The following is a 24,571-nucleotide window of genomic DNA, read 5'->3' on the forward strand; positions in this document are numbered from 1 at the left end:
ATGGGGCTACGCTGGTTTCACTTTGCACTCTGGGGTGGCTTGATCGTCGGAATGTTCCTGCTTCCGCAATTCGTCTCGAACGGGACGATGCGCACGATGATCTTTGCCAACTACCTGGCGATCTTCGCTATCAGCTGGGACGTGTTGTCTGGCCGAACAGGCTATGTGAGCTTTGGTCATCCATTCCTGATCGGTATCGGGGCCTACACCACGGCAATCCTGACCAAGCGCTTTGACGTCGCTGTCGAAATCTCGATCCCGATCGCCGTACTTGTTACCATGATCGCGGGCCTATTGGTGCTGCTACCAGCGCTGCGTATCCGTGGAAGTTATTTTGCGCTCGTCACGCTGGCGTTCATGGAGTTGCTCTACCAACTGGTTCAGGTCATTCGCCCGGATCTGACCGGCGGAACACGCGGCATGTCGGGTATTCAAACTCTGACGCGCGGCGCGGCGAACGGGTATTATCTGTCCACGACGCTGATGTTGGCGATCGCCGTTAGCATGTGGCTTTTGATGAAGACGCGACTAGGTACGGCCTTGTCTGCCATCGGAATGAACGAGGAAAGTGTGCGCGGTTCGGGCCTCAGCACCACGCGCCTCAAAGCTTTTGCCTTTCTGACAAGTGCGATGATCGCGGGCTTGGGTGGTGCCTTCTACGTTCACTATCTGGGATCGCTCGCGCCGCGTGCGTTGTTTGATATTAACTTCCTGTTCACAATCATCGTTGCGGCACTTCTGGGGGGAACCTCGACCATCATTGGCCCCATGATCGGCGCGTTCTTCATGACATTCCTGTTGGAGTATCTGCGACCGGTCCTTCCTGGCGCCGAACGGTATTTCGTCTACGGAGCCATAGCGCTGCTCCTCTATATGTATCAGCCGAAAGGCATTGTTGAGCTGGTTCGGCGTGGTTTCAAAGGCCTGGGCAAGGGGCGGACGACATGAGCGTGGCGTTACAGGTTTCAGGTCTGGTAAAACGTTTCGGCGGATTAGTCGCGACGAATGATCTTTCGTTCTCTCTCAAAGAGGGCGAGTCGCTTGGCTTGATCGGTCCCAACGGGGCAGGCAAGACGACCGTGTTCAGCCAGATCATGGGTGAGTTGCGGCAAAACGGCGGAACGATCGAACTGTTCGGGCAGGAGATTTCGACACTGTCGACGCCACAACGCATTCGGGCCGGGGTCAGCCGAACCTATCAGATCCCACGCCCGTTTGGTGATATGAGCGTTGCCGAAAATATCCGGGTTGGCCTAATGCCCGACAATATCTGGCAGATGATCGTCTCACCCCCAGATAAAGAACGTGAGCGAGAGCTTGCGCTCAGCGTCGGGTTTACAGAAGCGGATTTGAAACGCGCGCCAACAGAACTGGCCATGGGTGATCTGCGTAAACTTGAGATGGCGCGCACAATGGCAACCGCGCCCAAGGTGATGCTGCTGGATGAAGTGTTTGCGGGTCTCACCACAGGAGAGATCGCCCAAATCTCTGATCTCATTCAGTCGATGCGCAAAGATGGGATGACTTTTCTGATCGTCAGCCATGACTTGCCTGCGCTTGAGCCATTGGTCGACCGCGCGATCGCCATTGAACGGGGCACGATGATTGCCGAGGGCTCGTTCAGCGAAGTCATGAACGACAAGGCTGTTCAGGCCTCGTATCTGGGGGGCGCGTAATGTCGTATCTGGAAATCGAAAACCTGTCGGCATTCTATGGCAAGGCGCAAGCGCTGACCGACATCTCGATCACCGTCCAACCCGGTGAGATTGTCGCTGTGGTGGGTCCAAATGGGGCTGGAAAATCGACCTTGCTGGACAGCATCATGGGGCTAGTCAAAATCGAGGGCGATATCCGGCTCAGGGGGCACAGCCTTGCCGGTCGGACGCCTTCCGAAATTGTACGACATGGCGTGGGTTATGCGCCCGAACGCTTCAACCTGTTTCCCTATATGTCGGTGCGTGACAACCTAATGGTCGGTGCCTTCACGGCCCGCGAAGACATCCAGAGCAATCTGGCAATGGTACACAGCCTGTTCCCGCGTCTCGAAGAGAGGGAAGGGCAGGAGACCTCGACCCAGTCGGGCGGGGAACGTCAGATGGTCTCGTTCGGACGCGCGCTGATGACCAGCCCCGAGCTGTTGCTCGTCGACGAACCGACGATTGGTCTGGCCCCGAAAATCTGTCACGAAATCGCCGAGGTGGTGCGCAAGCTCAACAAGGAATACGGGCTGACGGTGGTGATTACCGAGCAAAACGCCAACTTCGCGCTTTCGCTGGCGAGCCGGATTTACGTGCTCGAGTCAGGACGCATGCAGACATCAGGCACCGCAGATGAGTTGCGGAATGATAAGCGATTGCTCGAGGCTTACTTTGGCGGTCACTAAAAGCCGCTCAAAAGCGGTAAGTCGCGCCAATCATTGGACCGGATTGGTCGAACTTGAAATCGTTTCCGTCGATGTCGTGGTCGAATGAGATATAGCGGTATCCACCGCGGATCAGCCAACGATCATTAATCGCATAGTCGGCTGTCAGCAGAACCTGCCATGTCTCGCTGCCACTTCGGAAGCCGCCATAGTCTACAAACCCAGTTCCTGACCATTTGTCCGAGAACTTGACGCGTGCGCGGGCCCCGATCACGGGATCGGTCCAGCTTGAATTAACCGTTGTTCGACGGCCGGGGGCCGCGCCTGGTTGCAATTCAAAGTCGGTTTCCGTGCTGAACCACCTGAATCCACCGACAATATCCACATTCGCGGTTTGATCCTCGTAGACCCTATAGCCGACATAGCCGCTGAGAAATTGCGTGGTAAAGGATGTGTCCAAGCCTGAGCTGGCAGGGCCGGGAGTGTCGCTGCTGAAAGACAGATTGGTATAGTTATAGTCGGCCAACAGGGACCACCGGCCATTTGTGGCGGCAAACGCGGCCATGAAAGCAAAATCGAGATTGTCCAACGCATCGGAAAAACTCAGGGTGCCATCCAGTGTACCCATCGGTGTGCTGAGTGAGGTCTCAGTTTCCGGCATGAAAAGATAGATTGAGGCCTCATATGACCAGTCCGACTGTTGGGCCAAGGCCATTGGTGCCATCGAACCTGCCATTGCGAGGCCAAGCGCCAATCCTGTCCACTTTACTGTCACATCCATTTTTCCGTCTCCCGCCAAGAACCTTGAATTGAAATTCCGTTGTCGCCTCATGCCAATCTAGCCAAGCGCAATGTTCATTCTTTCATGCTGCCACGTCTTCGGATTTGCCTGCGCCGTCACCGACACGATTGATATCGGTGCTGGGAAAAAACTCGGACCAGACATGCCAGAACACGCCTGCGCGCAGGGTTTCGACCCGTTGCAGTTGGCCCTGATCAGACATTCCCCAAAAGTCACATTGGGTCACGGGTTGACCGCTGTCATTGTACCAAACGCCCAAGCTTTCAAATTTTGGATCGAGGCTGACGACGATATCCCGCCCGCCGACACGCGCGTTGACGATCCAATCGTTGTCGACAACGAAATCGTCGGTCCAGCAGGTGGCATCCTGTCCGATTGTGATCCCCCAGACATAAGTCTTGTTGGGTAATCGGTCATCCGATCGATCCATGTTGTCCATAACAGGAGCGTCCTCCTGATGCTGGCGGCCAATGCCCCAGCCGAACGTGATCTCGGTCATCATGTCCAGCAGCCGCAGCAAGGGGTTTGGGGAGGGTTTGTTCAAAAACACCTCTCCATCCGGGAAAGCCTTTTGAAATCCACGGAAAGTCATCCGATAGGTTGGCCAGGGTGTCATCTGCGCTTCGGGCCGCAGAGGGCACGCGAGACCGTGTGCATTTGTGTCACGATCCGCTTCGCGAAAACCGTATATGTGCTGGATGGGCTCGCCAGTATCGTTGTCCCGCAGGATCAGGTTGTTGCCATGCTGGGCGAGAACCTCAAGGTTCAGCCGTTTGCCTTCGATGCTTGGCGCATAGCCCTGACCGAGATTGGCCATGGCGCAATAGGTCATCACGACGTCTTCGCCGCCCAGCCCTTTGTCGTCGCCCGCCAAATGTGGGCGCATGATTTGTGCATCAGGATGGGCGCGGGCATGGCCGTCATTCTCAATCACCATTACGGGGGCAGTCGGCCCGACATATTTGCGGGCCTCGTCGATGGGAAAATACTGCGCGTCATTTAGTTGATTCCTCAGACCTAGATGAACCCAGACATAGGGAAAGCCATAGAGAAGTAGAACAAGTAAAGCGGCAATGAGCCAAAGCCAGAACGGCCCGGCTCCCAGGGCGAAATGCGCGAGCGTTGCGAGAGCAAATGCGCCCAACCCGATCGCAATCAAGCGGTATTCATTGCGGATGAAACGCACCATATTCTCGCGCTTTACCTTCAACAGCATCTGGGACACGTCGCCCAAATCACGGAAATAGACGAACCCGATCCCAAGTGATCCGATTAAACCCAGTGCGAATAGGAGTAATCCAAGCATGTGATGATCCTAGAAACTTGAGTGAATGACGACGGCGACACCGTGCTATTGCTGCGGGGATTGGCTTTTGATCAGGAAAGCCTCGACCGCTTGTTGGGTTTCGGGTCGCAGGTTCTCGATCCCTTCATAGGGCACGCCATACGCGGGCGGCGTGTCGGGGAATTTCTCTTTGCGGGCCATGTGTCGGCCAAGGATGCGTGCGAATTCCTGCCCACCCCAGGCGCCAACCTCGGTCGAGACTGAATATTCCTCGCGCGTGTCCCGGTAGAGATCAAAGAACTTTGCCAGAATGGCGCTTTCCCCGGCTCCCGGCAGTTTGAGCTTAAGCTGGTCCTTAACGATCGCCTCGGGTTTGTTCACCGAATAGATGATCACGTGATCTCTGCGCGCTTTGGCTTCGTCCGCAAACAATAGCGCTGCGGATTGATCGACGCCATCCACCAGACGATCTCGCGGGATGTATTGCTCGGCCCCCGCAAAACGTGAGAGCGTTGTATAAAGGTCTGAGACGTGAATGATACTGTTCAGCAAACCATCTGCCTGAATCATCCCCGGCCAGCGAATAAAGGCGTCTACCCGAACGCCGCCCTCGGTCGTATCCCCTTTGCCACCAGCATATATCATCGGAGTATAGCCCGATTGCGGGGCGTATTTGGTAAAGTGGCCGTTGTCCCCCATAACGATGACGATGGTATTCTCGCTGACCCCCAACTCTGCCATGCTGGCGAACAAATCACCCAGCCATTGATCCAAAAGTTGCATCTTGTCGACATAGAGACCGCCATTCGCGCTTTCGGGACCAGAACGTCCGGCGCGGGTATTATCCAGAGGGATCATCGGCCAATACTGCAGGAAAAAGGGGGTATCGTCGCTGGCAAGACGTTCAAGCTCTGACAAGGTTTTGTCCTGAAAGGCCTGGTTCATCTCATCGTATTTGGCCGCATTCCAGCGCTCACCTGACTCCATCCGAATTTCGCGAATTGGACCGCCCGTTTCGCCTTCGATGACGGTCATCATCGCTGAGGCGTCCGGCCTGAACCAACCGTCCAGCGTGTATTTGTCATCATAATCTCTGATCGCGACCGAGACCTGCTCTTTGATTGCATCATCATTAAAGATCGTCAGCTGACCCTGCTGGTGAATTGCGTGTTGCGCATAGTCAAAGCCTTGGTTCATCGCCCAACTTTCCGCGATATCCCCCATGTGCCACTTGCCAACATGGCTGGTTGCGTAGCCAACCTGTTTCAGCACTTCGGCCAATGTCACTTCTGCCCCCGGCAGGCCAAAGCCGGCAATATCAACGGTGGTATCACCCATTCCCATGCGTACAGGCAGCCGCCCCGTCATTTGGGCGACGCGAGTAGGGGTGCAAGAGGGTTCGGTATACATCCGAACCATGCGCATCGCGTCGTCGGAGAAATCGTTGATATTCGGCGTCGAGTAACCCCGAACGGCGTTCAACTCGGGTATCCCCATGTCGCCGAATCCCAGATCATCGATCAGAACGCTGATGATGTTCGGTGGCTTACCGTTGTTGCCTTCGCGAAATGCAGCCAGGGCTTCATCCACAGCCATATCATCCTGGGCCCATTGCTCTGCGCGCTGTGCTTGCAAGATATAGAATTCGGCATCGTGTTGGATTGGGTTTTCTTGCGCGAACGTGCTGCGCGCGGCAAGGCTGGCGAATAAAACCAATACCCCTGAAATCTTCATTCGATATCCCCCGATCATGTACTGGGCGGAACGCAAACACTCCTGCCGCTGATTTCACATTAAAACATTATCATATTTAAACAGGAATTTCTGTAGCCTTCACTGCTGCCAGCTCGTGAACACATCGCGAGCCAGTTCAGATTCCGGACGCAGGTTGTCGATGCCCTCGTAGGGGATGCCGCGCCCGATTTCGGAATGTGGATGTTTCGCGATCATCTTCTGATGGCGTTTGATCATGTCCTGAAACGACGCTCCGGCCCAAAGTGAGTAACCGACCAAAGGGTGCAGTTCGCGTGGATCACGATAGATGTTGAAGGTCGGGGCCGCCGCTCCGGGTTGGCCGGGCGCGGGCAGGTGCATTTTGAATTCCTGCTTGACCACCGAGCGCAAAACCGGGCCTTCATAGACATATACATAATCGCGGCGACCGTTGCCTTCACCGTTCAGCAGCAGGGCGGTCTGATCGACACCATCGATGATGCGGTCGCGCGGGATATGATCAGTCGCGCCTGCGATCCGAGCCATTGTGGTATAGATATCAGACACATGAAAGATATCTCCGGCGGCGCTGTCAGCCTCGATTACTCCGGGCCAGCGAATGAATGCATCCGTGCGTACGCCACCTTCCAGATGTTGGGTCTTACCGCCACGATAGATCAGTTGATTGAGCCCCGAAGTTCCTTCGTAGTGGTACATCAGTCCATTGTCGGCCATCAAAACCACAATCGTGTTGTCGGCTTCTCCGGTTTCTTCGAGCTTGACCAGCAGGTCACCGATCCAGCCATCCAGTAGTTGCAGTTTGTCAGCATGAAACCCGCCGTTGCGAGAGATCGCGTTCTCGGCATAAACGAAATTCAGCGGGTAGAGCGGCCAATATTGCAGGAAAAACGGTTCTTCCTCGGCTGCGGCACGCTCCAATTGCTCAAGAGCCTGGCGCTGATACCTCTCGTTCATGGCTTCATACTTGGCTTGGGTCCAGACCTCGCCCGGTGACATATCCACCTCTCGAGCGGTGCCGCCTGCTTCTGCCTCGACACCGGTCACCAGCCCGTAGGGTTTGAAACGCTCATCCAGCAGAAACTGATTGTTCTGCCCCTCGGGCACGTATCCAAGCATGTTATTCGCGCGCATCGCCTCGGGGGTCATGAGGCTCAGTTGAACTTGTTGATGCAGGGGGAAGGCGGCCCAATCGAAACCTTGGTTGTGGGGGTAGGCCTGTTCGATATCACCTTGGTGCCACTTGCCGACATGCACGGTGTTGTAGCCAACCTCTTTTAGGATCTCGGGCAGGGTCACCTCGCTGGCTGGAAGGCCTTCGCCTACCAGAGCCACTTTGACTTCTGTCACACCGGCACGCACCGGATGTCGCCCCGTTAGCATTGCCGTGCGGGTCGGCGTGCACGAGGGTTCCGTGTACATTCGCATCAGCGACAAACCTTCGGTGGCGAACTGGTTGATGCTGGGCGTTTCGATGCCCATGACGTAGTTCATCTTGCGATCACCCATCTGACCAAAGCTGATGTCGTCGATCAGGATGTACAGGATATTGGGTGGTTTGCCCCCGTTTGCGTCGCGGATTTCGGCCAGTTTCGCGTCAATCTCAATGTCCTGGGCATCCCAGACTGCGCCGAACTGGGCACGCAGAAATTCGAACTCACCATCGTGAATAATCGGGTTCTGTTGGGCATATGCCGAAGCTGCAGTCAGGATTAGCGCGGGCAAAATGTGTTTCAGGGTCATTTCAAGCCTTTCGTTTGATCCAAATGCCCGGGCGTACCCGGAACGTCTGACAGCTTTGCTTCGATAGAGCTTCGCAAATCAGTAACGGTTTCCGCCAGATCCGCGAGGTACCGAGGGCGAACGCCCGTGTCGGAAAGAGGAGACTGTGCCAGCTCGGTCATCATCTCCTGATAGTCGAGGCAAATGCGGTCGAACTCACTGTCTTGGGCGCGCATGTTTCGCAGCAGAACGGAGGTTCCCGGGAATTGTGCGTCAAAGAAGTCTTCTTCGTCCATCCGCGTTGCCTTCGTGGAAATTGCTCATAAAGCATGCATTCCCTAGAATATGACTTGAACGTATAAAGCCGCATGCTACCGTAGCACCATGGGGTCAAGCCATTGTCATGAAAGGATAGTTCTTGATTTCCCGTGGGGATAACAAACAACGTGACACAGCGCTTTCTTTCTCGGATGAGGAGGTGCGAAGTGCTCTTGAGCGGGTATTGAACTCAGGTGGCTTCAAAGGATCTGCCCGAATGCGGGCCTTTCTTAGCTATGTCGTGACCGAAGCGCTTGCGGGCCGCACGGATGAGATCCGGGCCAAGACCATTGCCATGGATGTTTATGGCTACAGCGCCGACGACTTGACCAAGCGGGAAGGGGTTGTGCGCGTTGATGCGGGTCGTGTCAGGCGAAAGCTAAAAGCTTACTACGGAGGTGATGGCGAAGCTGATCCCGTGGTGATTTCACTGCCTGTCGGTAGCTATGCACCCGAATTTACGCTGGGGAGTTCGCAAGCCCAGAACCCACAGGGCATTCGGCGAAGCGCGTTGGTCATCGCGTTCTTTCTGGCTTTGATTGGCTTAGGCATCTGGGTATCAGGCTATTACTCAAAGAATGAGCCTCGCAGCGCTGTGGGCCGAGGGCAAAGCGCGATTTATGACGTATCTCCCGCGCGGGTAGAAGCGATAAACCTTTGTAGTGCTGGCCGCGATGTGATGTTCCCCGTCGTTGACCTATCGCGCCTGCAACCGGCTTTGCTGATTTTTGAGACGGCGATTGAACGAGATCCACTCTTTTTCTGCGGCTATGCCGGAGCGGCACAGGTCGAGACCATGCTGGCCATTTTGTTGTTCTTTGAACCGGATGCAGAAAAGTATTTGAGGTCTGCCGATGAAAAAAGCGCCCATGCGATGGATATCGCACCTGATGAGGCCTGGGCGCTTTCGGCGCGGGCCTGGCTGGAATTTGCACTGGGCAATTACGATCGGGCATCGGCCCTGTCTCGCAGAGCCGTTGATCTGGCCCCCACCGATCCGCATGTCGCTGAGTTCGATGCACTTATTTCACTCTATACTCTGAATTTCGAGCGGATTCTGGCGCAATCTGAATGGTATGAAGAGCTTGCGGAACGCAGCGGCGGGCTTGTCTTTGGCAATGTACTAGGGTCTGTGCATTTTCATACCGGAGACTATGCAGCGGCGATCCGAACTTACGAGGACACGATCGAGCGCGGAGGACCATTTGGGCCGATATCAGCGGCCTATCTGATGGCCGCGCATTGGAACAATGGCGAACAAGTCGAGGCACGGCGTCTCGCCAATGTTTACCAGAAAACTTGGCCTGGTTTTCCGCTGGAGGCCCTGAAACGCCGCGTATTCAAAGAGTCGCAACCGGTTGATGCGCTTATTGCAGGCGTGAGGGCAGCGGGAGTCCCATTGATCGACGGCGGGACCGCCCGCGAAAGTGATTGACTGGCAGGGTCTTATTCGTCCTGTGCGACCAGACCCAAACCGCGCAGATAGATTCCAATTCCGCTCTCCAGAAGGTCTTCAGGCGGGAAGGGGGAACTTGCGCCGGTATTGCGTGCGAAAAGTTCGACAACACCATGGCTCATGGCCCAGATATGGGCGCTGAACATCGAAGCGGGCGGACGCTTCTCCGGCGGAATATGCTGCGACAGATCGCTGGCGGCCTTTTCAAGCACGTTTTTGGCCCGGTTCGCGGCCAGCGCCAGTTCCGGTGTACGATTGATTGAAATCCCGCTTTCGAACATCGCAATATAATAGCCGGGGTGCTTGCGGGCAAAGGCCAGATAGGCGCGGCCCGTGGCCTCAAACGCCGCAAGTGCCGAGGGTTGCCCTTTGTCATAGGCAAATTGCATCAGGTCGGCGAACATCTCAAACCCCTGCCGCGCAGCCTCGGCGATCAGGTCCTCACGCCCTTCGAAATGGCGATAAACGGCGGCAGGAGTGACCCCAGCGGTCTTTGCGGCCTCTGACAATGTAAAACCGGTCGGTCCCTTCTGTTCGATCAGGGATAAGGCGGCCTCCATCAAGGCTTGCTTTAGGTTTCCGTGGTGATATCCGCGTTTCGTCATCCCGGCCTCAGGCGCGTTTTATTATATATATGCAGCGGCTAGGGCCTAATCCAGCATAGGCTGAGCAGAGTGCTGCAATTAGCTTATGCATCCCAGATTTCCGGACCACCACTGATCTTTTCATCCGGCATGCCCACCACTTCCAGGTTTTTGCCTTCGTAGTCGAGTTGGCTTAGCACGGTGCGAATGGCTGCCAGCCGGGCGCGTTTCTTGTCATCTGATCGAATGATCGTCCAAGGGCAGTTTTCGGAATGGCTTCGTGTAAGGGTTTCGGTAATCGACTGGCTGTATTCGTCCCATTTGTGTAGGCCTGCGATGTCGATCGGGCTGAGTTTCCACTGCTTCAGAGGGTCGGTTTCGCGGGCAAGAAAGCGGTTAAGCTGCTCGGCGCGCCCGACATTCAGCCAGAACTTGAAGATATGTATGCCATCGTTGCTAAACCCGGTTTCCAAGGGCAGGACCTGCCTGAAAAAACGTTCACGCTCTTCCGTCGTGCAGAAGCCAAAGACATTTTCGACAACGCCCCGATTATACCAACTGCGATCAAAAAACACGATTTCACCAGCCGATGGGAGATGAGAGATATAGCGTTGGAAATACCATTGGCTGCGTTCTGCGTCCGAGGGTTTGCTAAGCGCCACGTTCCGCGCGCCCCTTGGGTTCAAATTCTCGCGGAACCTTTTGATGGTTCCGCCTTTGCCAGCGGCGTCACGGCCCTCGAACAGGATAGCGATGCGCTGGTCGTTCTCCTTGACCCATCGCTGCATCTTGACCAGCTCAATCTGCAGACCTTCCATCTGCTGATCGTATTCCTTGCCTTTAAGCTTTTTGGAGTAGGGGTAGGTCGGGTTCAGAATTTCACCCTTCTTGGCCTCTTCAATAGCCGAGCGTATGGGTTTTGGGGCGTGGTTGTGAAAATAGTTCTCGATAGTGTCCGGGTCTGATTGGGTCATGCACGCCTCGCAATAAAATCCATATCTTACTATGAATTACGGATGGGCTTAACGCAAACCCGCGCGCTCGGCTGCGCGGTTGATTGCGGCGGCAACCTCTGGGGCGGCCACAACCTGCGGCATGTGTCCTATGCCGTCCAATTCGATCAGCTCAGCGCCAGGGATTTGTTCGATCAGGCGCTCGGAATGCCAGCCCAGCCCGACAGTCGTATCCGCGGTACCGTGGACAATTTCGGTTGGCACGGAGATCTCGCCATAGCGGGGTTGAAGCTCGGTGATTTCATCCAGCAGATTTGCACGCTGTTTGGCATTTGCGTGCATCGAAGACTGGCGCATGGTCAAGCCCGGCCCGAAATGCTCGGCATATCCTTCGGGGGCTTTTTGCGGTGCAAACACCTGGTCCAACGCCTTCGTAACAAACCAGTCAGGAACAAATGCGCTGACCAAAGGCAAAGCAAGGGCGTTGCCCGCTGTCGTCGCACCAATAGTGTTGAACGCGTCCAGAGGTGTTTCCCACGGGATCGCCGCCGGAGCGATCAGGACCAAAGCTGCGATGTTGTCGGGCCGGGTGACAGCCCAGGCAAGCGAAACCGAACCGCCATAGCTTTGCCCGGCGACGATCGGTTTTTCTGCGCCTAGTTTCGATGCGGCCCGTTGTAGGATTTCCGCTTGTTCGACAATGGTTTCGCCATTGGGGTTAAAGCTATCTGAGTATCCAAGACCCGGGCGGTCAAAGACGATGACGCGATAGGTCTCGGCCAGAATTGGGGCCAGCGCAAAAGTCATGTCGCGCGTATTTCCACTGGATCCGTGGATCAACACCACATCCGGCCCTTCTCCCATCACGACGGCATGAACTGCAACACCATCGACTTCGACGATCTGGCCTTCTGGCGGAAACGAAGCCTCGGCGCTGCTTTCACGCTGCGCGCTGCGCCATGCGGTCACAAGGGCGAGACCCACAAGCGCAACGCTGAGCGATATCAAAAGCTTACTGGCCAATTTTACTCATATCAAACGGGGTTGTCTGGTAAATTTCATTGATCCAGTTACCATAAAGCAGATGCGCGTGACTGCGCCACCTGTTCTGAGGGTTCTGGCTTGGATCATCGTCGGGATAGTAGTTGATAGGCACATTAATCGGCGTGTTATTTGCGATGTCCCGGTCATATTCCTGTTTAAGCGTATCGCTGTCATACTCAAAGTGATTGAAGATATAGAGCGCCCGATGCACGGGATCTTCGATCAGGCAGGGGCCGACATCATCACTGCCAAGCAGGGTGATCAGATCAGGAACCGCATCGATCTCGTATTGCCGCATCTCGGTCCAGCGGCTAACGGGTATCACGCAATCATCAGAAAAACCACGCAAAAATGGAGACGCGGGTGCAAGGTTCCGGTGCCGGAAGCAGCCAAAGGCCTTCGCATCCAGCATGTGTTTTTCAACGTCGTGGAAATGGTTGATCATCGCCATACCACCCCAGCATACGCCAAATGTGGAATGCACATTGGTCTGGGTCCACTCGAACACTTCGCGGATTTCATCCCAATAGGTGACGTCAGCGAAATCCAGATGTTCGATTGGTGCACCGGTTATGATCAGGCCGTCGAACTTCTGGTCCTTCACCTCCTGAAAAGGATGGTAGAACTCGGCCATATGCTCGGCGGCGGTATTCTTTGTCTGGTGTTCCGTCATGCGGATCAGCGATAGCTCAATCTGCAGCGGGGTCGCTCCGATCAGGCGTGCGAACTGGTTTTCGGTCTGTATCTTCTTTGGCATCAGGTTCAAAAGCCCGATCCGAAGGGGGCGAATATCCTGCCGTGCGGCCTGATCATCAGCCATGACCATGACGCCCTCATTTGTCAGGACTTCAAAGGCGGGCAGGTCGGAGGGGATTTTGATCGGCATTTGGTCACGCTGTTGAAACTGCGAAGGAAGTCTGGAACTTAGGCGGGGTTGGGGCGGGTCTCAAGGGTGCGTTCGATCAACTCATCGAAATCGCCACTATCCCGCACTTTGGCGATGTCATCGGCTGCTATTGTAACGCCCCAATTTCGGGCCATCGCTTCATAGCGTGGCTGCCGGTGCGCCAGCGCTTGCGCATAGGTCCAGCGGATGAATGCATCCGGATCAACCTCGGTGCCGGAACACTTGTTGAGGGCGAGGTATTCGTCCCAAACCCTCTGCAGGAACTCGGCCTTATAGGACATAGGCTTTGGTGCCTTGTCGAAGCGTTTGATCAGTTCTTCAGTGTGGGCTTCATCGCCCTTGATCCAGATCATCAGGGTCTGGCGCGACAATTCACTCAGAATGTGGTCATTTGGATTGTCAGGCTCTACCCATTCGCAGATTGACCCGCCGGTATCGCAGATAAAGTGTGGATAGCTATAAAGACGGTTGGCCCGATCTATGAAATACTTGGTATCCAACAGGGCATGGATTTCGGCCTGCCGAAACTGGTCTTGCCGCAGCTGATATTCCGAGATTTCAAGGCCGCCCAGATCGGGATTGCCCGGCTTGCCCAGATAAGTCGACACCGGGGTCAGGTTCTGAAACGTGATGTTCGACCCGATATATATTGAATCCGACAGCAAAAGCTCGCGGAGAAAGGGTACTTTCATCGCCTCAGCCTTGGCATTGTCCGCGATATGTTCGCCCATATAGCGGGTGCCGATGCGGTAATCGATTGAATAGTGGAACCAGTCCCCGGCATCTCGCAGCGTGTTTGAGACATAGGATTTTCCCAACCCGGACATACCGAAGAACAACACCTTCTTTCGCGCAGCCTGACGCCAGTCCGTTGCCGAGTTGTAGATCATAATCCGCCGTCCCTTGTTTTGCTCTAGCTAAAACGGGCCGCTGGCGGCGTCAATCGCGTCGGCGAGATCGGCTGAGGATGAGCAAGCCGATCGCCAGTACCGTAAAACCGATAAAAGCACGTGGTGGCAAAGCTTCATCGCGTACCAAAGCACCCATTAGTATTGCGATTGGAGGAATGATGAGCGTTACGAGCAGAACATTGCCGCTGCCTGCTTGTTGCAGTACGCGATAATACAGCAGATACGCCCCGGCCGTAGCGAGCAGGGCGTAATAGGCGATTGCCAGCCAGGTTTGCAGGGGCAGGGTGAAGGTTGGAACTCCATCGACCAACAACATAACAGGCGTCATCAGGATCGCAGATCCGGTCAACATACCTGCCGCGGCGATCTGAGGTGGAAGTGTGCTCATGTGGATGCGAGCCCAGATGGCTGCAAACGCATAAGAAAGCGTCCCAGCCAGGATCGCAACCTGACCCAGGTTGCTTGGGTTTAGGTTGCTAAACTGTCTGAGGCCAATTGTGATTGAAACGCCCAGAAACCCAAGCCCTACGCCAAGGAGGCGGGTTTTGGTCAGCCTCTCGTCGCGAAAAAACAAGGCCGCTAAAAGGACGCCGAAGATCGCGGTGGCAGCGTTCAGAATCGATGTCAGCCCAGTTTCGACATAGAGCTGCCCCCAGGCCATAAGCGAGAATGGCAGGACATTGTTCAACAGCCCCATGATCAGAAAAATACCCCAGACCTTCGGATCGCTCGGGACCGGTTGGCGTTGAAAGATGATGACGATCCACAACGCCAGCGCTGCCCAAAAAACCCTGTGGAAAACTGATGTTATGACGGGAATCGTATCAAGTGCGATTCGGATCGCAAGGAATGACATTCCCCAAATGACACCAAGCAGTATCAATTCGGACCAAGTGCGAGCTGTGAGTGTTTTCTGAGAAGTCATGGCTTGTTCTGGCATCTCTCAATCAGCATATCGACCCGGAACATGCGAAAAAGCCCCACCGAGATGGCGGGGCTTAATATGCACATTTGCATCTGCTTTAGTTCAGCGCGTAAGTCACCTGAATACCAACGCTCCATGCGCTGTTGCCAGTGAACGTGGCACGGTTATCGGGGCCAGTACCGTTGGCAGTGGCATCCCCAATATCCGTATAGCGTACACCACCGGAAATCTTGGCCTTTTCAAGAGAGTAAGTGCCGCCCAGACCGATACTCCAGAACCCATCCGTCGGGCCTAGGTTCGAGACCGAGTTCCCTTGAGAGCTCTCGTAACCCAGCGTTACCGCGCCAGAGAATTCTTCGCTGAACTGATAGCCGAGACCCAGTGAGTAGGTCCATGTCGCCTCTTCGTAGTCGACCAGGTTAATACCGGTCAGACCAGTATAGACCGGCGGTGCGTACACGGTTTGCGGCCAGTCAACCCAACGGATCGAACCAAACAACAGCGTTTTTGGCGCGACACCTGTCTGGAAATCGAGATTGACCGATTGAGGCGTCACAACCTCGGTCGATGAATCAGCGCTGACGCGACCCACGACGGGTATGCCAGGTGGAACAATTCCAGTGATGGCATCGTTCGCTTCGGTCTGCGATAGATCATGTGTGATTTTCGAGTTATAGGTCAGAGCGACCCGTGCGGCGATATCTGGCCGTTCCCAAGCAACACCAACAACGTAACCGAAATCGATCTCGGCATCGGTTTCAACGCGGTATCCCCCGGACGCGAATGGTGTTGTGCTTGCACCAGCGATCGGAACTGAAACACTTGCTTTCAGACGCTGGGCGCGTAGACCACCGATAACACTGAAGCCACCATCCAATTTGTAGCGAAGCAAAGCCGTGATCGCATCGGTATCTGCTTTTGCGCGAAGCACGTCAGTTGTTGCTCCGGGAAGACCTGCCAGAGCCAAGACATTCTGCGACAAGGGATAATCCGAAGAATAGTCGATATCCGCGCCAAACGGCTCGTCATAAACCAGCGCGAAGTCGAGCTTTTCGGTCAAAGAAGTCTTGTATGCCAGATGCGGCGTGAAAAAGCTGTTCGAGACATTGCCCGAGTCAATCGTTTCCCCAAACGTCGGGCTGGTCGGGATTTGATCCTCCATCGATCCGCTTACATCCGGCTTTGTATACCCAAGCCGAAACTGCACGACAGATCCCTCTTCGAACAGGATGTTAACACCTTGCCCACTTCGGTCTAGGCCGCCGGCCTGCGCCGCGGTTGCCCCAATGCACAACGCGCATGTGTGCAACAACACTCGTTTCATATATTCCTCCCTACACTGTCCAAATTGCCTGTTATACGCATCCTCATTGGGCGTATTCGGCCTCGTTACCGCTTTTTACTGTCTTAAACTTTAAAATTGGGTCAACCGGTGACGGAGCGTTATTCAGCAAAATAGCTCTATGCGGGTGTTGCTGAATTGCTACGGTTCTCGGACCAAACGTTCAGGAAAATCCCGGCAAAGATCACCACGGCCCCCAGAAGCGTCCAGTGATCCAGCGGCTCCTGATAAAGGACCATCCCGAGGATCGCGATGGTCGGAAGGCGTGCAAAATCAAACGGCACGACCACGGTCGCAGGCGCGATGGCCAGGGCATTGGTAATACAGTAGTGGGCCAATAGGCCTGCCAAGCCGACAAGCAAAAGAAGCGGCGCAGTCGTTAAGGTTGGAAGTGTTATTTGCCCATCCAGACCTGATGCAACCAGACCCAAACCGGCCTGCATCAAAGTAAGCCAGAACATAATGCATCCGATGCTGGCTATGCGCGTTAAGGATTTGGTCGATATTGCTGTTAACGCGAAGAAAATCGCAGATGCGGCCGCAGCAATAACGCCGGGACTAAGTGTGGCGGCCCCTGGACGGGCCACAATGAGAATCCCGGCAAATCCGATCAGGGCTGCGGTCAGACGCAAAGCGGTCAACCTCTCGTGCAGCAGCAGTGGGGACAGCAGGATCACCCAGATGGGCTGAGTGAATTCGAGTGCAAAGACCTGGGCCAACGGGATCACCGTTACTGCATAGAACCACAGGTTCTGCCCGGTGAAATGCAACACGTTCCGAATACCATGCAAACCAAGACGTTTGGTGGTTACCTGATGCCATTTGCGAGAAGCCGAGAGGACGATTGCCACCACGCAGATACCAACTAGGCTGCGATAGAACATGATCTCAAAGGTGTCGTGTGTCACGCTCAGCTCGCGGCCGGCAATGGCCATCGATGTGAATGAGGCGATCGCCCCTGTCATCCACAGCGCCGCCTTACCGATCTGCATTTTATTGCTGTTCATGAGATCTCTTACATGTGCCGTGGTGCAACGGGCTGAATAGATTGCGTTTTACCCGATGAAGCAAGGCTAAATGTAAGTCTGGCCGTCTATGATCGCTTTGGGTGAGCGGCTTAGATGATGCCAGTATTCTGACGCGAACCCGCAAATAAAAGGGGTTCTTAGCCGTTCGGCGTGCTGGCACTGATACTCAGGTGGTTGGCAGAGCTTTGCTGACCGAATCGCCGTTCAACACGTATCGAGCACCGGTATGAGGGCAGGTAACCTCACCACGACCAGTGAGAGGTAAATCCAACTGCTCGCCATACTCGCTCATCCAGCCAATCTGTTTTGCAGCGACGCCCACCATCAGTGCGTATGGCTTCACGTCAGCATTAACAACGGCACCTGCGCCGATAAAAGCGTATTCCCCGATTGTGGCACCGCAAACGATTGTGCAATTGGCGCCCAGCGTGGCCCCTTTCTTTACCAGAGTATTGCGGTATTCGGCCTTTCGTTCGATCAATGAACGCGGGTTGTACACATTCGTGAACACCATGCTCGGCCCACAGAATACGCCGTCTTCCAGCGTGATGTTGTCATAGATCGAAACGTTGTTCTGAATTTTGCAATCGTCGCCAATTATGACCTTGTTCCCAACGAAGACATTCTGCCCGAGTGAAACATTTCGGCCCAGCTTGGCGCCTCCGCAGATGTGCACCCAATGCCAGATTCGGCAGCCATCTCCGATCTGCGCGCCTTCATCGACGATTGCCGTTTCATGTACCGAGTAGTTGCTCATCGAATTGTCCTTCTCCCGTCAAACGCGGTGCATTTCAGCACTGTCGAGGGGGAATAATCATTCCCATTCAATCGTTCCGGGAGGTTTCGAGGTGATGTCGTAAGTGCACCGGTTGATGCCCTTGACTTCGTTGATGATACGCGTGGCGGTTTCACCGAGGAATTCGTGGCTGAACGGATAGTAGTCCGCTGTCATGCCATCGACGGATGTGACCGCGCGGAGGGCGCAGGCATAATCGTATGTTCGTCCATCCCCCATTACACCGACTGTGCGCACCGGAAGAATGGCGACAAAGGCCTGCCAAATCTCATCATACAGACCATGTTTGCGAATCTGGTCGATATAGATGGCATCGGCTTCGCGCAGGATCTCAAGCTTTTCGCGAGTTATCTCACCCGGGCAGCGAATGGCAAGGCCGGGGCCGGGGAAGGGGTGGCGACCGATGAAGCTGTCGGGCAGGCCCAACTCGCGGCCCAACGCGCGGACCTCGTCCTTGAAGAGTTCACGCAGAGGCTCGACCAGCTTCAAACCCATCTTTTCAGGCAGGCCACCCACATTGTGGTGCGATTTGATGGTCACAGATGGACCGCCCGAAAACGACACGGATTCAATCACATCTGGATACAGGGTGCCCTGTGCCAAGAACTCGGCGCCGTCGATTGTGTCGGCGTGTTTCTGGAACACGTCGATGAACAGCTTGCCGATAATCTTGCGCTTGGTTTCGGGATCGGATTGACCATCAAGTTCACCCAGGAACAGTTCGCTTTCGTCCGCGTGGATCAACTGGATGTTGTAATTGTCGCGGAACATGCCGACGACTTCGGCAGCCTCGTTCTTGCGTAGCAGCCCATGGTCGACAAACACGCAGGTCAGCTGATCGCCAATCGCCTCATGTATCAGGATCGCCGCAACCGAGCTGTCGACACCGCCAGACAAGCCACAAATGACTTTTTTGTCCCCGACCTGTTCGCGGATCTTGCGGATCATCTCGTCCCGATAAGCCCCCATGGTCCAATCGCCCTTGAACCCTGCCAGTTTGACAAAATTCTCATAGAGCTTTGCACCCTTGGGTGTGTGATGAACCTCGGGGTGAAATTGCACCGCATAGAAATGACGCGAGGCGTCGGCCGTGATGGCATACGGCGCGTTGGGTGAAGTACCGAACACCTCAAAACCCGGAGCGATTTCGCTGACATGATCGCCGTGGCTCATCCAGACCTGTTCATCACCTTTGGCGAACCAGCCATCGAGGATATCAAGCCGATTATTCGGAGTAACAAATGCGCGGCCAAACTCTGCAGTGCCGTGCCCGCTTTCAACCTTGCCGCCCAGTTGATGCATCATCACCTGCTGACCATAGCAGATGCCCAGGATCGGCACGCCGTAGTCAAAAATCTCTTGCGGGGCGCGGGGTGAACCCTCGCGCGTAACACTGTCAGGGCCGCCCGAAAAAATGACGGCCTTAGGCGCCATCTCTCGCACGAAATCCATCGTGACGTTCTGGTAGGGGTGGATTTCGCAATAGACGTTCAGTTCGCGCAAGCGGCGGGCAATAAGCTGCGTCACCTGGCTGCCGAAGTCGATGATCAAAAGGCGGTCATGGCTGTCTTGGGTCATGATTGGCTATTAGGTCGCAAGCCTTGCTTGTGCAAGCGTAATGACGTCAATTCAGCGAGGAGGCTGATACATGACCACCATAAAACTCAGAACTGCCGAACGAAGCGACGCCAAGTCGATACAAATTTGTATCGCAAGCGCTTATGCCGATGCGATGAGAGACATCGCCGATCTGCCGGATGTTGCGTCTGGTATCGAGGAAGAGATCGCAGAGCATCAGGTTGTTATTGCAGAAGTGGACGGGAAACTTCTTGGGGTCATCATCTTTGATCAACAGGCCGAGGCGATGATGATATTCAATCTCGCCGTTTCGCCAGAGGCTCAGGGCAAAGGTGTTGCGCGGCAATTACTTGCAGTTGCTGAAGCTGAGGCTGTTGAGCTTGGTCTTTCTATCCTGCGCTTGCGGACTCACCGATTGATGCACGCGACCCGTGAAATGTACACCCATCTGGGTTGGGTAGAGGTCGAGGAGGCAGGGAATTCTGTCGTCATGCAGAAATGGGCAAAGTAGGGACTGACCGACATATGTCGCTGTGGCCTACAGTTCATGTCGCTTTTACCTCTAGAGCGCCGTAAACTACCTGTGGCGGAGTTTGCCGTTCATGTAACACATCTACCAAACCAACCAATCACGGGATTTACTCAATGGCAGAGGCAAACACCCGGCGCAGGGCACGGGGTGGCGGTGGTGCCGCCCGTCGTGCCGAGCGTACGGCGGTCAAGATCGAAACCGCGAAATATATCGAACGCAATATCCCCAATTTCGAGGTCCTCAACGAAGAGGCGCTGGAGATTATCGAAACCAATGCGGAAACCGTATTGGCTGAGATTGGCGTCAATTTCGTAGACAATCCGGCAGCGCTTGAGCGCTGGAAAGACGCGGGTGCAGATGTGGATGGTGAGCGCGTCCGCCTGCCGCGCGGCCTGGCACGTGAGCTGATCAAGACCGCCCCTAGCGAATTTACCCAGCACGCCCGCAATCCTGAGAAATCGGTAGTCATCGGCGGCCGCAATATGGTTCTGGCTCCGGTCTATGGTCCTCCGTTCGTACGCGATGCGCAAGGCGGACGTCGTTACGCGACAATGGACGATTTCAACAAGTTCGTGAAGCTGGCCTACATGTCCAAGTGGCTGCACCATTCGGGCGGTACGGTCTGCGAACCGACAGATATTCCGGTAAACAAGCGCCATTTGGACATGCTGATGGCGCATATGACTCTGTCCGACAAACCGTTCATGGGTTCGGTCACTGATCCTAGCCGGGCGCAGGATTCGATCGAGATGTGCGAGATCCTGTTCGGCAAAGAGTTCGTGCAGAACAACACCGTGATGACATCTTTGACCAACATCAACTCGCCGATGACCTTTGACGACGTGATGATGGGTTCTCTGGAAGTTTATGCCGCAAACAATCAGGCCTGCATTATTTCGCCGTTCATCGTGGGTGGTGCTATGGCACCGGTTTCGGTCGCGGGCACGCTGACGCAGGTTCTGGCCGAGGTCATGGCAGGTGTAGCATATAGCCAGATCATCCGTCCGGGTGCTCCTGCGATCTTTGGGGCGTTCGTATCGTCGATCGACATGAATTCAGGAGCGCCGACCTTTGGCACCCCAGAGGCTTCGCACGTCACTTATGGCGCGGGTCAGTTGGCGCGCCGACTGGGTCTACCATATCGCTCTGCGGGTTCGTTCTGTGGTTCAAAATTGCCGGATGCGCAAGCTGCGTATGAGACCGCGAATTCGTTGAACATGGGTCTTATGTCGGGTGTGAATTTCATGCTGCATTCCTGCGGTTGGCTCGAAGGCGGCTTGGTGGCGGATTTCGAGAAATTCGTCATGGATGCCGATCAGTTGGGCGTCTTGCACGGATTGGCCAAAGGTGTGGCCTATGATGAGAATGCACAGGCGATGGACGCCATCCGCGAAGTCGGTCCCGGAGGTCACTATTTGGGTTGTGCCCATACGCAAGCCAACTTCAAGGAAGCATTCTGGAAAACCGATCTCTTGGATTATAAGCCGTTTGAGACCTGGGAAGAAGAAGGCGCCCGCGATACACGGACGCTGGCTTCGGCACGGGTTGAGCATCTGTTGGCGAACTACCAGCAGCCGCAGCTTGACCCTGATGTAAAGGCTGCGCTCGACGCATATGTTGCCGAAAAGAAAGCATCGATGCCGGACGCGTTCACCTGATTACTGATACTGCGTGGCGCGACTGGCCTGATACAGTTGCGCTTCGCCATTTATTGCAATCAGCAGATCAAGATGGCGCACCAGTGAATAGGCCGCGTCTTCTTCGATGCGTTGCGCGTTAATCTCACGCTCCAATTCCAGCAAACGGATCAACGCTGCACCAGTGCCCGGTGTTGATCCATATCCAAGAAGCCGTTGCAGGTGGCGGTCGCGATTATAGTCCTGCATCCCGATCTTGGCGGCACGGGCCAGTAATCGCGGGCGGCGGAGTGTGGTGATCATGGTCATCAGGTCCTGCACGGCAGCTTTCCTTCTTTTTCAATTTCGCTGTCTGAAATGTGACACAACCTAAGCGGGTGTTGCCTTGTGTGGGATCACCCCGAACTATGGTTTCACCACTGTTTATCTTTTTGAATCAATTCTGCTCTGTGCCGTCTGTGATTAACGAACGAGTAACGAAAGCAACTCTAGTTAGATTTGGTTAACTAAGAATCCGACGGCTAAAACTGTCAGTTTGTTTTGTCGACGAGGGCGAAGAAATATGGAAAACAGCGTGGCATTCACTGTTCCGGCATGGGTTCCCGAAGGGGCGCAACGATATCTGGACCATACGGAGTCAGGGCGATCTATTCGGGATATTGCGCGGTCCGCAGGGTGCCATGCCTCGACCATTCTGCGTCAGATCCGCAGGGTTGAGATGCGCAGGGACGATCCTTTGGTGGATGCAGCTCTGCATTCTCTGGCCCAGTCACACTTTGCGCCAATGGAGCGCACAGGTTCTTCATTTGCAATCGTGACGTCTGAGGCAGGACGGCCCGAAGCCCAAGACGACGAATTCGAGCGCGAGTCGCTGCGTGTACTGAGGCGCATGTGTGAATCCGGTGCCGTGCTTGCCGTGGCCGAGGATATGGACAAGGCTGTTGTGGTTCGGGACAACGGCAAAGGAGGAACTACCAAAACAGCAGTTGTAGATTGCCGGATCGCGCAGGCTCTGGCGCTGAATGATTGGATTTCATGCGATAGTCCGGGTCGGATCTCGCGCTACCGGATTTCAACCTCGGGCAGGGCTGCACTAAGTCATTTGATTGCCGAGGCCGAAAACCGGGCGCGTACGCAGAATGAATTTGGCATGGCGGAAGCGCAGGCCGCATTCAAACCCGCAACTGCGGGTGCAAGGGCGCCATCGCAGCCCCGCGTTCGTTACAGCACTGTGGAAAGCCCGCTGATCGCTTTGGCGCGCCGCCGCGACCGGGATGGCAAGCCGTTTCTGGATGAAACTCTGGTGAGCGCGGGCGAGCGCTTGCGTGAGGATTTCGAACTGGCGCAGATCGGACCTCAGGTCACACAAAATTGGGATCGCTTTATGACAGGCGGTGGACGCGGTGACTTTGCCTCGGATAGCCATGTGGGGCGAGGACCTTCTGGTGCCAGAGATCGTGTGGCCCGCGCGCTGTCTGAACTTGGGCCGGGTTTGAGCGACGTCGCGCTGCGCTGTTGTTGTTATTTAGAAGGGCTTGAGCTGGCTGAAAAGCGGATGGGCTGGTCTGCGCGATCAGGCAAGATCGTGCTGCGGATCGCGTTGCAAAGGCTGAAGCGCCACTACGAGGACCAGACCGAGCGGGATCGGATGATCGGCTGAACGATTCATGCAGCCATATACCGGCCTTGCGGAAATGACCCCAAATGATAGTCAGGGGTTATGAATTTCACCTTCCGCCAGCTGCAATATTTCCAGGCCGTCGCCGAACAGCGTAACTTTGGCCGTGCCGCGCAGGTCTGCCATGTGTCGCAGCCTGCGCTTTCGGTTCAAATCAAGGCACTGGAAGACTCGATTGGTGGGCCGTTGTTCGAACGGCAGGCCCGCGACATCCTGTTGACACCACTTGGTCGAGACGTTTTGGACTATGCCCAACATGTCCTGAACGCGGCCGAACGGTTGGACCGGTTTGCACGCGACCATTCGGGTGGCCATAGGTCCCTGTCGATCGGGATTATTCCTACGGTTGCACCATATTTGCTGCCGGGGGTGCTAGCCGGGTTGCGGGCTGCGGATGTCTCGTTACGGGTTCAGATTCGTGAGGCCCGGACCGAGCGATTGCTATCCATGTTGGGCTTGGGCGAAATAGATGCCGCCGTACTGGCGCTGCCTTTGGGAAGTGGAACTTTCCACGAAGAGCCGCTTTTCGAAGATCGGTTCTTGCTGGCAGGAAGTCAGACTCGCTTGAATCGATTGACCATCAGCCCGGAAGAGTTGCGGCCTGTGGACTTGAAGACAGCGCAATTGATGCTGTTGGAAGACGGGCACTGCCTGACAGATCAGGCGCTAGAAGTTTGCGGTCAGGATCGTACCAGCGGCCAAATTAATATGGGTGCGTCCTCACTTGCCACGTTGTCGCGTTTGGTCGCCGAAGGGTTTGGCCTGACGTTGATGCCTGAACTTGCGGCGCAGGCCGAGACGGATGCAGTCCCCGGATTGCGATTGTTGCGATTTGGTGCGCCGCAACCGGCGAGGACCATTGGCCTGGTGCGTCGCAGCTCGACCGGAGCGGAGGAGTGGTTCGATCGATTGGCGCAAGTAATCCGGCAGGTCGGTGAAGACGTGGTAGCTAAAACTCGAACCTAACGAAAAAGGCCCGC

At 55.2% G+C, this 24,571-nt stretch carries 24 protein-coding genes; 8 read left to right on the forward strand and 16 right to left on the reverse strand.

The window, feature by feature from the left end; translation table 11 throughout:
- The 3 genes from ACR0CZ_RS09950 to ACR0CZ_RS09960 are packed head-to-tail and all read left to right on the forward strand — an operon-like array spanning position 1 to position 2,383.
- Positions 1-948, forward strand: coding sequence for a branched-chain amino acid ABC transporter permease (locus tag ACR0CZ_RS09950; protein WP_170393268.1), 948 nt, complete (start codon positions 1-3; stop codon positions 946-948).
- Positions 945-1,676 carry an ABC transporter ATP-binding protein gene (locus tag ACR0CZ_RS09955; protein WP_170393267.1) on the forward strand — a complete coding sequence of 244 codons (732 nt, stop codon included), beginning with the start codon at positions 945-947 and terminating at the stop codon, positions 1,674-1,676. Before ACR0CZ_RS09950 ends, ACR0CZ_RS09955 begins: the two co-directional genes overlap by 4 nt.
- Entirely contained in the window at positions 1,676-2,383 is a 708-nt protein-coding gene (locus ACR0CZ_RS09960; protein WP_170393266.1) for an ABC transporter ATP-binding protein, read from the forward strand. The genes ACR0CZ_RS09955 and ACR0CZ_RS09960 overlap by 1 nt, the downstream gene beginning before the upstream one ends.
- 7 nt (positions 2,384-2,390) lie before the next feature.
- On the opposite strand, the gene ACR0CZ_RS09965 is transcribed toward ACR0CZ_RS09960, so the two are convergent.
- The 5 genes from ACR0CZ_RS09965 to ACR0CZ_RS09985 form a co-directional block, all read right to left on the reverse strand.
- Positions 2,391-3,143 carry an outer membrane protein gene (locus tag ACR0CZ_RS09965; RefSeq protein WP_480503191.1) on the reverse strand — a complete coding sequence of 251 codons (753 nt, stop codon included), beginning with the start codon at positions 3,141-3,143 and terminating at the stop codon, positions 2,391-2,393.
- Between the two features lie 82 nt (positions 3,144-3,225).
- Positions 3,226-4,470, reverse strand: coding sequence for a DUF3179 domain-containing (seleno)protein (locus ACR0CZ_RS09970; protein ID WP_170393265.1), 1,245 nt, complete (start codon positions 4,468-4,470; stop codon positions 3,226-3,228).
- Between the two features lie 45 nt (positions 4,471-4,515).
- Positions 4,516-6,183: a sulfatase-like hydrolase/transferase gene (locus ACR0CZ_RS09975; RefSeq protein ID WP_170393264.1), complete on the reverse strand. Its 1,668-nt coding sequence runs from the start codon at positions 6,181-6,183 to the stop codon at positions 4,516-4,518.
- A 99-nt stretch (positions 6,184-6,282) separates the two neighbouring features.
- Entirely contained in the window at positions 6,283-7,923 is a 1,641-nt protein-coding gene (locus ACR0CZ_RS09980) for a sulfatase-like hydrolase/transferase (protein WP_170393263.1), read from the reverse strand.
- Complete coding sequence (locus tag ACR0CZ_RS09985) at positions 7,920-8,198, reverse strand: hypothetical protein (protein ID WP_170393262.1); 279 nt, start codon at positions 8,196-8,198, stop codon at positions 7,920-7,922. The genes ACR0CZ_RS09980 and ACR0CZ_RS09985 overlap by 4 nt, the downstream gene beginning before the upstream one ends.
- 239 nt (positions 8,199-8,437) lie before the next feature.
- On the opposite strand from ACR0CZ_RS09985, the gene ACR0CZ_RS09990 reads away from it, so the two are divergent.
- Entirely contained in the window at positions 8,438-9,655 is a 1,218-nt protein-coding gene (locus ACR0CZ_RS09990; RefSeq protein WP_170393261.1) for a tetratricopeptide repeat protein, read from the forward strand.
- A gap of 11 nt (positions 9,656-9,666) precedes the next feature.
- On the opposite strand, the gene ACR0CZ_RS09995 is transcribed toward ACR0CZ_RS09990, so the two are convergent.
- The 10 genes from ACR0CZ_RS09995 to guaA form a co-directional block, all read right to left on the reverse strand.
- On the reverse strand, positions 9,667-10,281 hold the full coding sequence (locus ACR0CZ_RS09995) for a TetR/AcrR family transcriptional regulator (RefSeq protein WP_170393260.1): 615 nt from the start codon (positions 10,279-10,281) through the stop codon (positions 9,667-9,669).
- Between the two features lie 83 nt (positions 10,282-10,364).
- Positions 10,365-11,234: a polyphosphate kinase 2 gene (gene ppk2, locus ACR0CZ_RS10000; RefSeq protein ID WP_170393259.1), complete on the reverse strand. Its 870-nt coding sequence runs from the start codon at positions 11,232-11,234 to the stop codon at positions 10,365-10,367.
- Between the two features lie 48 nt (positions 11,235-11,282).
- Positions 11,283-12,236, reverse strand: a complete 954-nt coding sequence (locus tag ACR0CZ_RS10005) for an alpha/beta fold hydrolase (RefSeq protein WP_170393258.1) — start codon at positions 12,234-12,236, stop codon at positions 11,283-11,285.
- Positions 12,226-13,143, reverse strand: coding sequence for a homoserine O-acetyltransferase MetA (gene metA / locus ACR0CZ_RS10010; RefSeq protein WP_170393257.1), 918 nt, complete (start codon positions 13,141-13,143; stop codon positions 12,226-12,228). Before metA ends, ACR0CZ_RS10005 begins: the two co-directional genes overlap by 11 nt.
- Positions 13,144-13,181: 38 nt before the next feature.
- A complete protein-coding gene (locus tag ACR0CZ_RS10015; protein ID WP_170393256.1) occupies positions 13,182-14,054 on the reverse strand; it encodes an ATPase in 873 nt (290 codons plus the stop codon).
- A 49-nt stretch (positions 14,055-14,103) separates the two neighbouring features.
- Entirely contained in the window at positions 14,104-15,000 is an 897-nt protein-coding gene (locus ACR0CZ_RS10020) for a DMT family transporter (RefSeq protein WP_170393704.1), read from the reverse strand.
- A gap of 97 nt (positions 15,001-15,097) precedes the next feature.
- On the reverse strand, positions 15,098-16,324 hold the full coding sequence (locus tag ACR0CZ_RS10025) for an OmpP1/FadL family transporter (RefSeq protein WP_170393255.1): 1,227 nt from the start codon (positions 16,322-16,324) through the stop codon (positions 15,098-15,100).
- A gap of 137 nt (positions 16,325-16,461) precedes the next feature.
- On the reverse strand, positions 16,462-17,349 hold the full coding sequence (locus ACR0CZ_RS10030) for a DMT family transporter (protein ID WP_170393254.1): 888 nt from the start codon (positions 17,347-17,349) through the stop codon (positions 16,462-16,464).
- Positions 17,350-17,536: 187 nt separating this feature from the next.
- Positions 17,537-18,127, reverse strand: coding sequence for an acyltransferase (locus tag ACR0CZ_RS10035; protein WP_170393253.1), 591 nt, complete (start codon positions 18,125-18,127; stop codon positions 17,537-17,539).
- A 57-nt stretch (positions 18,128-18,184) separates the two neighbouring features.
- Positions 18,185-19,744 (reverse strand): glutamine-hydrolyzing GMP synthase, encoded by a 1,560-nt coding sequence (gene guaA, locus ACR0CZ_RS10040; RefSeq protein WP_170393252.1) that lies wholly within the window; start codon positions 19,742-19,744, stop codon positions 18,185-18,187.
- Between the two features lie 70 nt (positions 19,745-19,814).
- Between guaA and ACR0CZ_RS10045 the strand changes: the two genes are divergently transcribed.
- Entirely contained in the window at positions 19,815-20,255 is a 441-nt protein-coding gene (locus tag ACR0CZ_RS10045; RefSeq protein WP_170393251.1) for a GNAT family N-acetyltransferase, read from the forward strand.
- Positions 20,256-20,389: 134 nt separating this feature from the next.
- Positions 20,390-21,934: a trimethylamine methyltransferase family protein gene (locus ACR0CZ_RS10050; RefSeq protein WP_170393250.1), complete on the forward strand. Its 1,545-nt coding sequence runs from the start codon at positions 20,390-20,392 to the stop codon at positions 21,932-21,934.
- Here ACR0CZ_RS10050 and ACR0CZ_RS10055 read toward each other — a convergent pair whose 3' ends face one another.
- Positions 21,935-22,222, reverse strand: coding sequence for a DUF6477 family protein (locus ACR0CZ_RS10055; protein ID WP_480554083.1), 288 nt, complete (start codon positions 22,220-22,222; stop codon positions 21,935-21,937).
- 253 nt (positions 22,223-22,475) lie between these two features.
- Between ACR0CZ_RS10055 and ACR0CZ_RS10060 the strand changes: the two genes are divergently transcribed.
- Both ACR0CZ_RS10060 and ACR0CZ_RS10065 read left to right on the forward strand, forming a co-directional pair.
- Positions 22,476-23,573, forward strand: a complete 1,098-nt coding sequence (locus ACR0CZ_RS10060; protein ID WP_170393248.1) for a DUF6456 domain-containing protein — start codon at positions 22,476-22,478, stop codon at positions 23,571-23,573.
- Between the two features lie 60 nt (positions 23,574-23,633).
- A complete protein-coding gene (locus tag ACR0CZ_RS10065) occupies positions 23,634-24,557 on the forward strand; it encodes a hydrogen peroxide-inducible genes activator (RefSeq protein WP_170393247.1) in 924 nt (307 codons plus the stop codon).
- Positions 24,558-24,571: the final 14 nt, after the last annotated feature.

The sequence above is a fragment of the Ruegeria sp. H9 genome (assembly GCF_056532915.1).

Excerpts from the sequence above, each read along its gene's own strand:
- ACR0CZ_RS09950 (WP_170393268.1), top strand. The coding sequence starts at position 1 with ATGGGGCTACGCTGGTTTCACTTTGCACTCTGGGGTGGCTTGATCGTC.
- ACR0CZ_RS09955 (WP_170393267.1), top strand. The coding sequence starts at position 945 with ATGAGCGTGGCGTTACAGGTTTCAGGTCTGGTAAAACGTTTCGGCGGA.
- ACR0CZ_RS09960 (WP_170393266.1), top strand. The coding sequence starts at position 1,676 with ATGTCGTATCTGGAAATCGAAAACCTGTCGGCATTCTATGGCAAGGCG.
- ACR0CZ_RS09965 (WP_480503191.1), bottom strand. The coding sequence starts at position 3,143 with ATGGATGTGACAGTAAAGTGGACAGGATTGGCGCTTGGCCTCGCAATG.
- ACR0CZ_RS09970 (WP_170393265.1), bottom strand. The coding sequence starts at position 4,470 with ATGCTTGGATTACTCCTATTCGCACTGGGTTTAATCGGATCACTTGGG.
- ACR0CZ_RS09975 (WP_170393264.1), bottom strand. The coding sequence starts at position 6,183 with ATGAAGATTTCAGGGGTATTGGTTTTATTCGCCAGCCTTGCCGCGCGC.
- ACR0CZ_RS09980 (WP_170393263.1), bottom strand. The coding sequence starts at position 7,923 with ATGACCCTGAAACACATTTTGCCCGCGCTAATCCTGACTGCAGCTTCG.
- ACR0CZ_RS09985 (WP_170393262.1), bottom strand. The coding sequence starts at position 8,198 with ATGGACGAAGAAGACTTCTTTGACGCACAATTCCCGGGAACCTCCGTT.
- ACR0CZ_RS09990 (WP_170393261.1), top strand. The coding sequence starts at position 8,438 with ATGCGGGCCTTTCTTAGCTATGTCGTGACCGAAGCGCTTGCGGGCCGC.
- ACR0CZ_RS09995 (WP_170393260.1), bottom strand. The coding sequence starts at position 10,281 with ATGACGAAACGCGGATATCACCACGGAAACCTAAAGCAAGCCTTGATG.
- ppk2 (WP_170393259.1), bottom strand. The coding sequence starts at position 11,234 with ATGACCCAATCAGACCCGGACACTATCGAGAACTATTTTCACAACCAC.
- metA (WP_170393257.1), bottom strand. The coding sequence starts at position 13,143 with ATGCCGATCAAAATCCCCTCCGACCTGCCCGCCTTTGAAGTCCTGACA.
- ACR0CZ_RS10015 (WP_170393256.1), bottom strand. The coding sequence starts at position 14,054 with ATGATCTACAACTCGGCAACGGACTGGCGTCAGGCTGCGCGAAAGAAG.
- ACR0CZ_RS10020 (WP_170393704.1), bottom strand. The coding sequence starts at position 15,000 with ATGACTTCTCAGAAAACACTCACAGCTCGCACTTGGTCCGAATTGATA.
- ACR0CZ_RS10025 (WP_170393255.1), bottom strand. The coding sequence starts at position 16,324 with ATGAAACGAGTGTTGTTGCACACATGCGCGTTGTGCATTGGGGCAACC.
- ACR0CZ_RS10030 (WP_170393254.1), bottom strand. The coding sequence starts at position 17,349 with ATGAACAGCAATAAAATGCAGATCGGTAAGGCGGCGCTGTGGATGACA.
- ACR0CZ_RS10035 (WP_170393253.1), bottom strand. The coding sequence starts at position 18,127 with ATGAGCAACTACTCGGTACATGAAACGGCAATCGTCGATGAAGGCGCG.
- guaA (WP_170393252.1), bottom strand. The coding sequence starts at position 19,744 with ATGACCCAAGACAGCCATGACCGCCTTTTGATCATCGACTTCGGCAGC.
- ACR0CZ_RS10045 (WP_170393251.1), top strand. The coding sequence starts at position 19,815 with ATGACCACCATAAAACTCAGAACTGCCGAACGAAGCGACGCCAAGTCG.
- ACR0CZ_RS10050 (WP_170393250.1), top strand. The coding sequence starts at position 20,390 with ATGGCAGAGGCAAACACCCGGCGCAGGGCACGGGGTGGCGGTGGTGCC.
- ACR0CZ_RS10055 (WP_480554083.1), bottom strand. The coding sequence starts at position 22,222 with ATGACCATGATCACCACACTCCGCCGCCCGCGATTACTGGCCCGTGCC.
- ACR0CZ_RS10060 (WP_170393248.1), top strand. The coding sequence starts at position 22,476 with ATGGAAAACAGCGTGGCATTCACTGTTCCGGCATGGGTTCCCGAAGGG.
- ACR0CZ_RS10065 (WP_170393247.1), top strand. The coding sequence starts at position 23,634 with ATGAATTTCACCTTCCGCCAGCTGCAATATTTCCAGGCCGTCGCCGAA.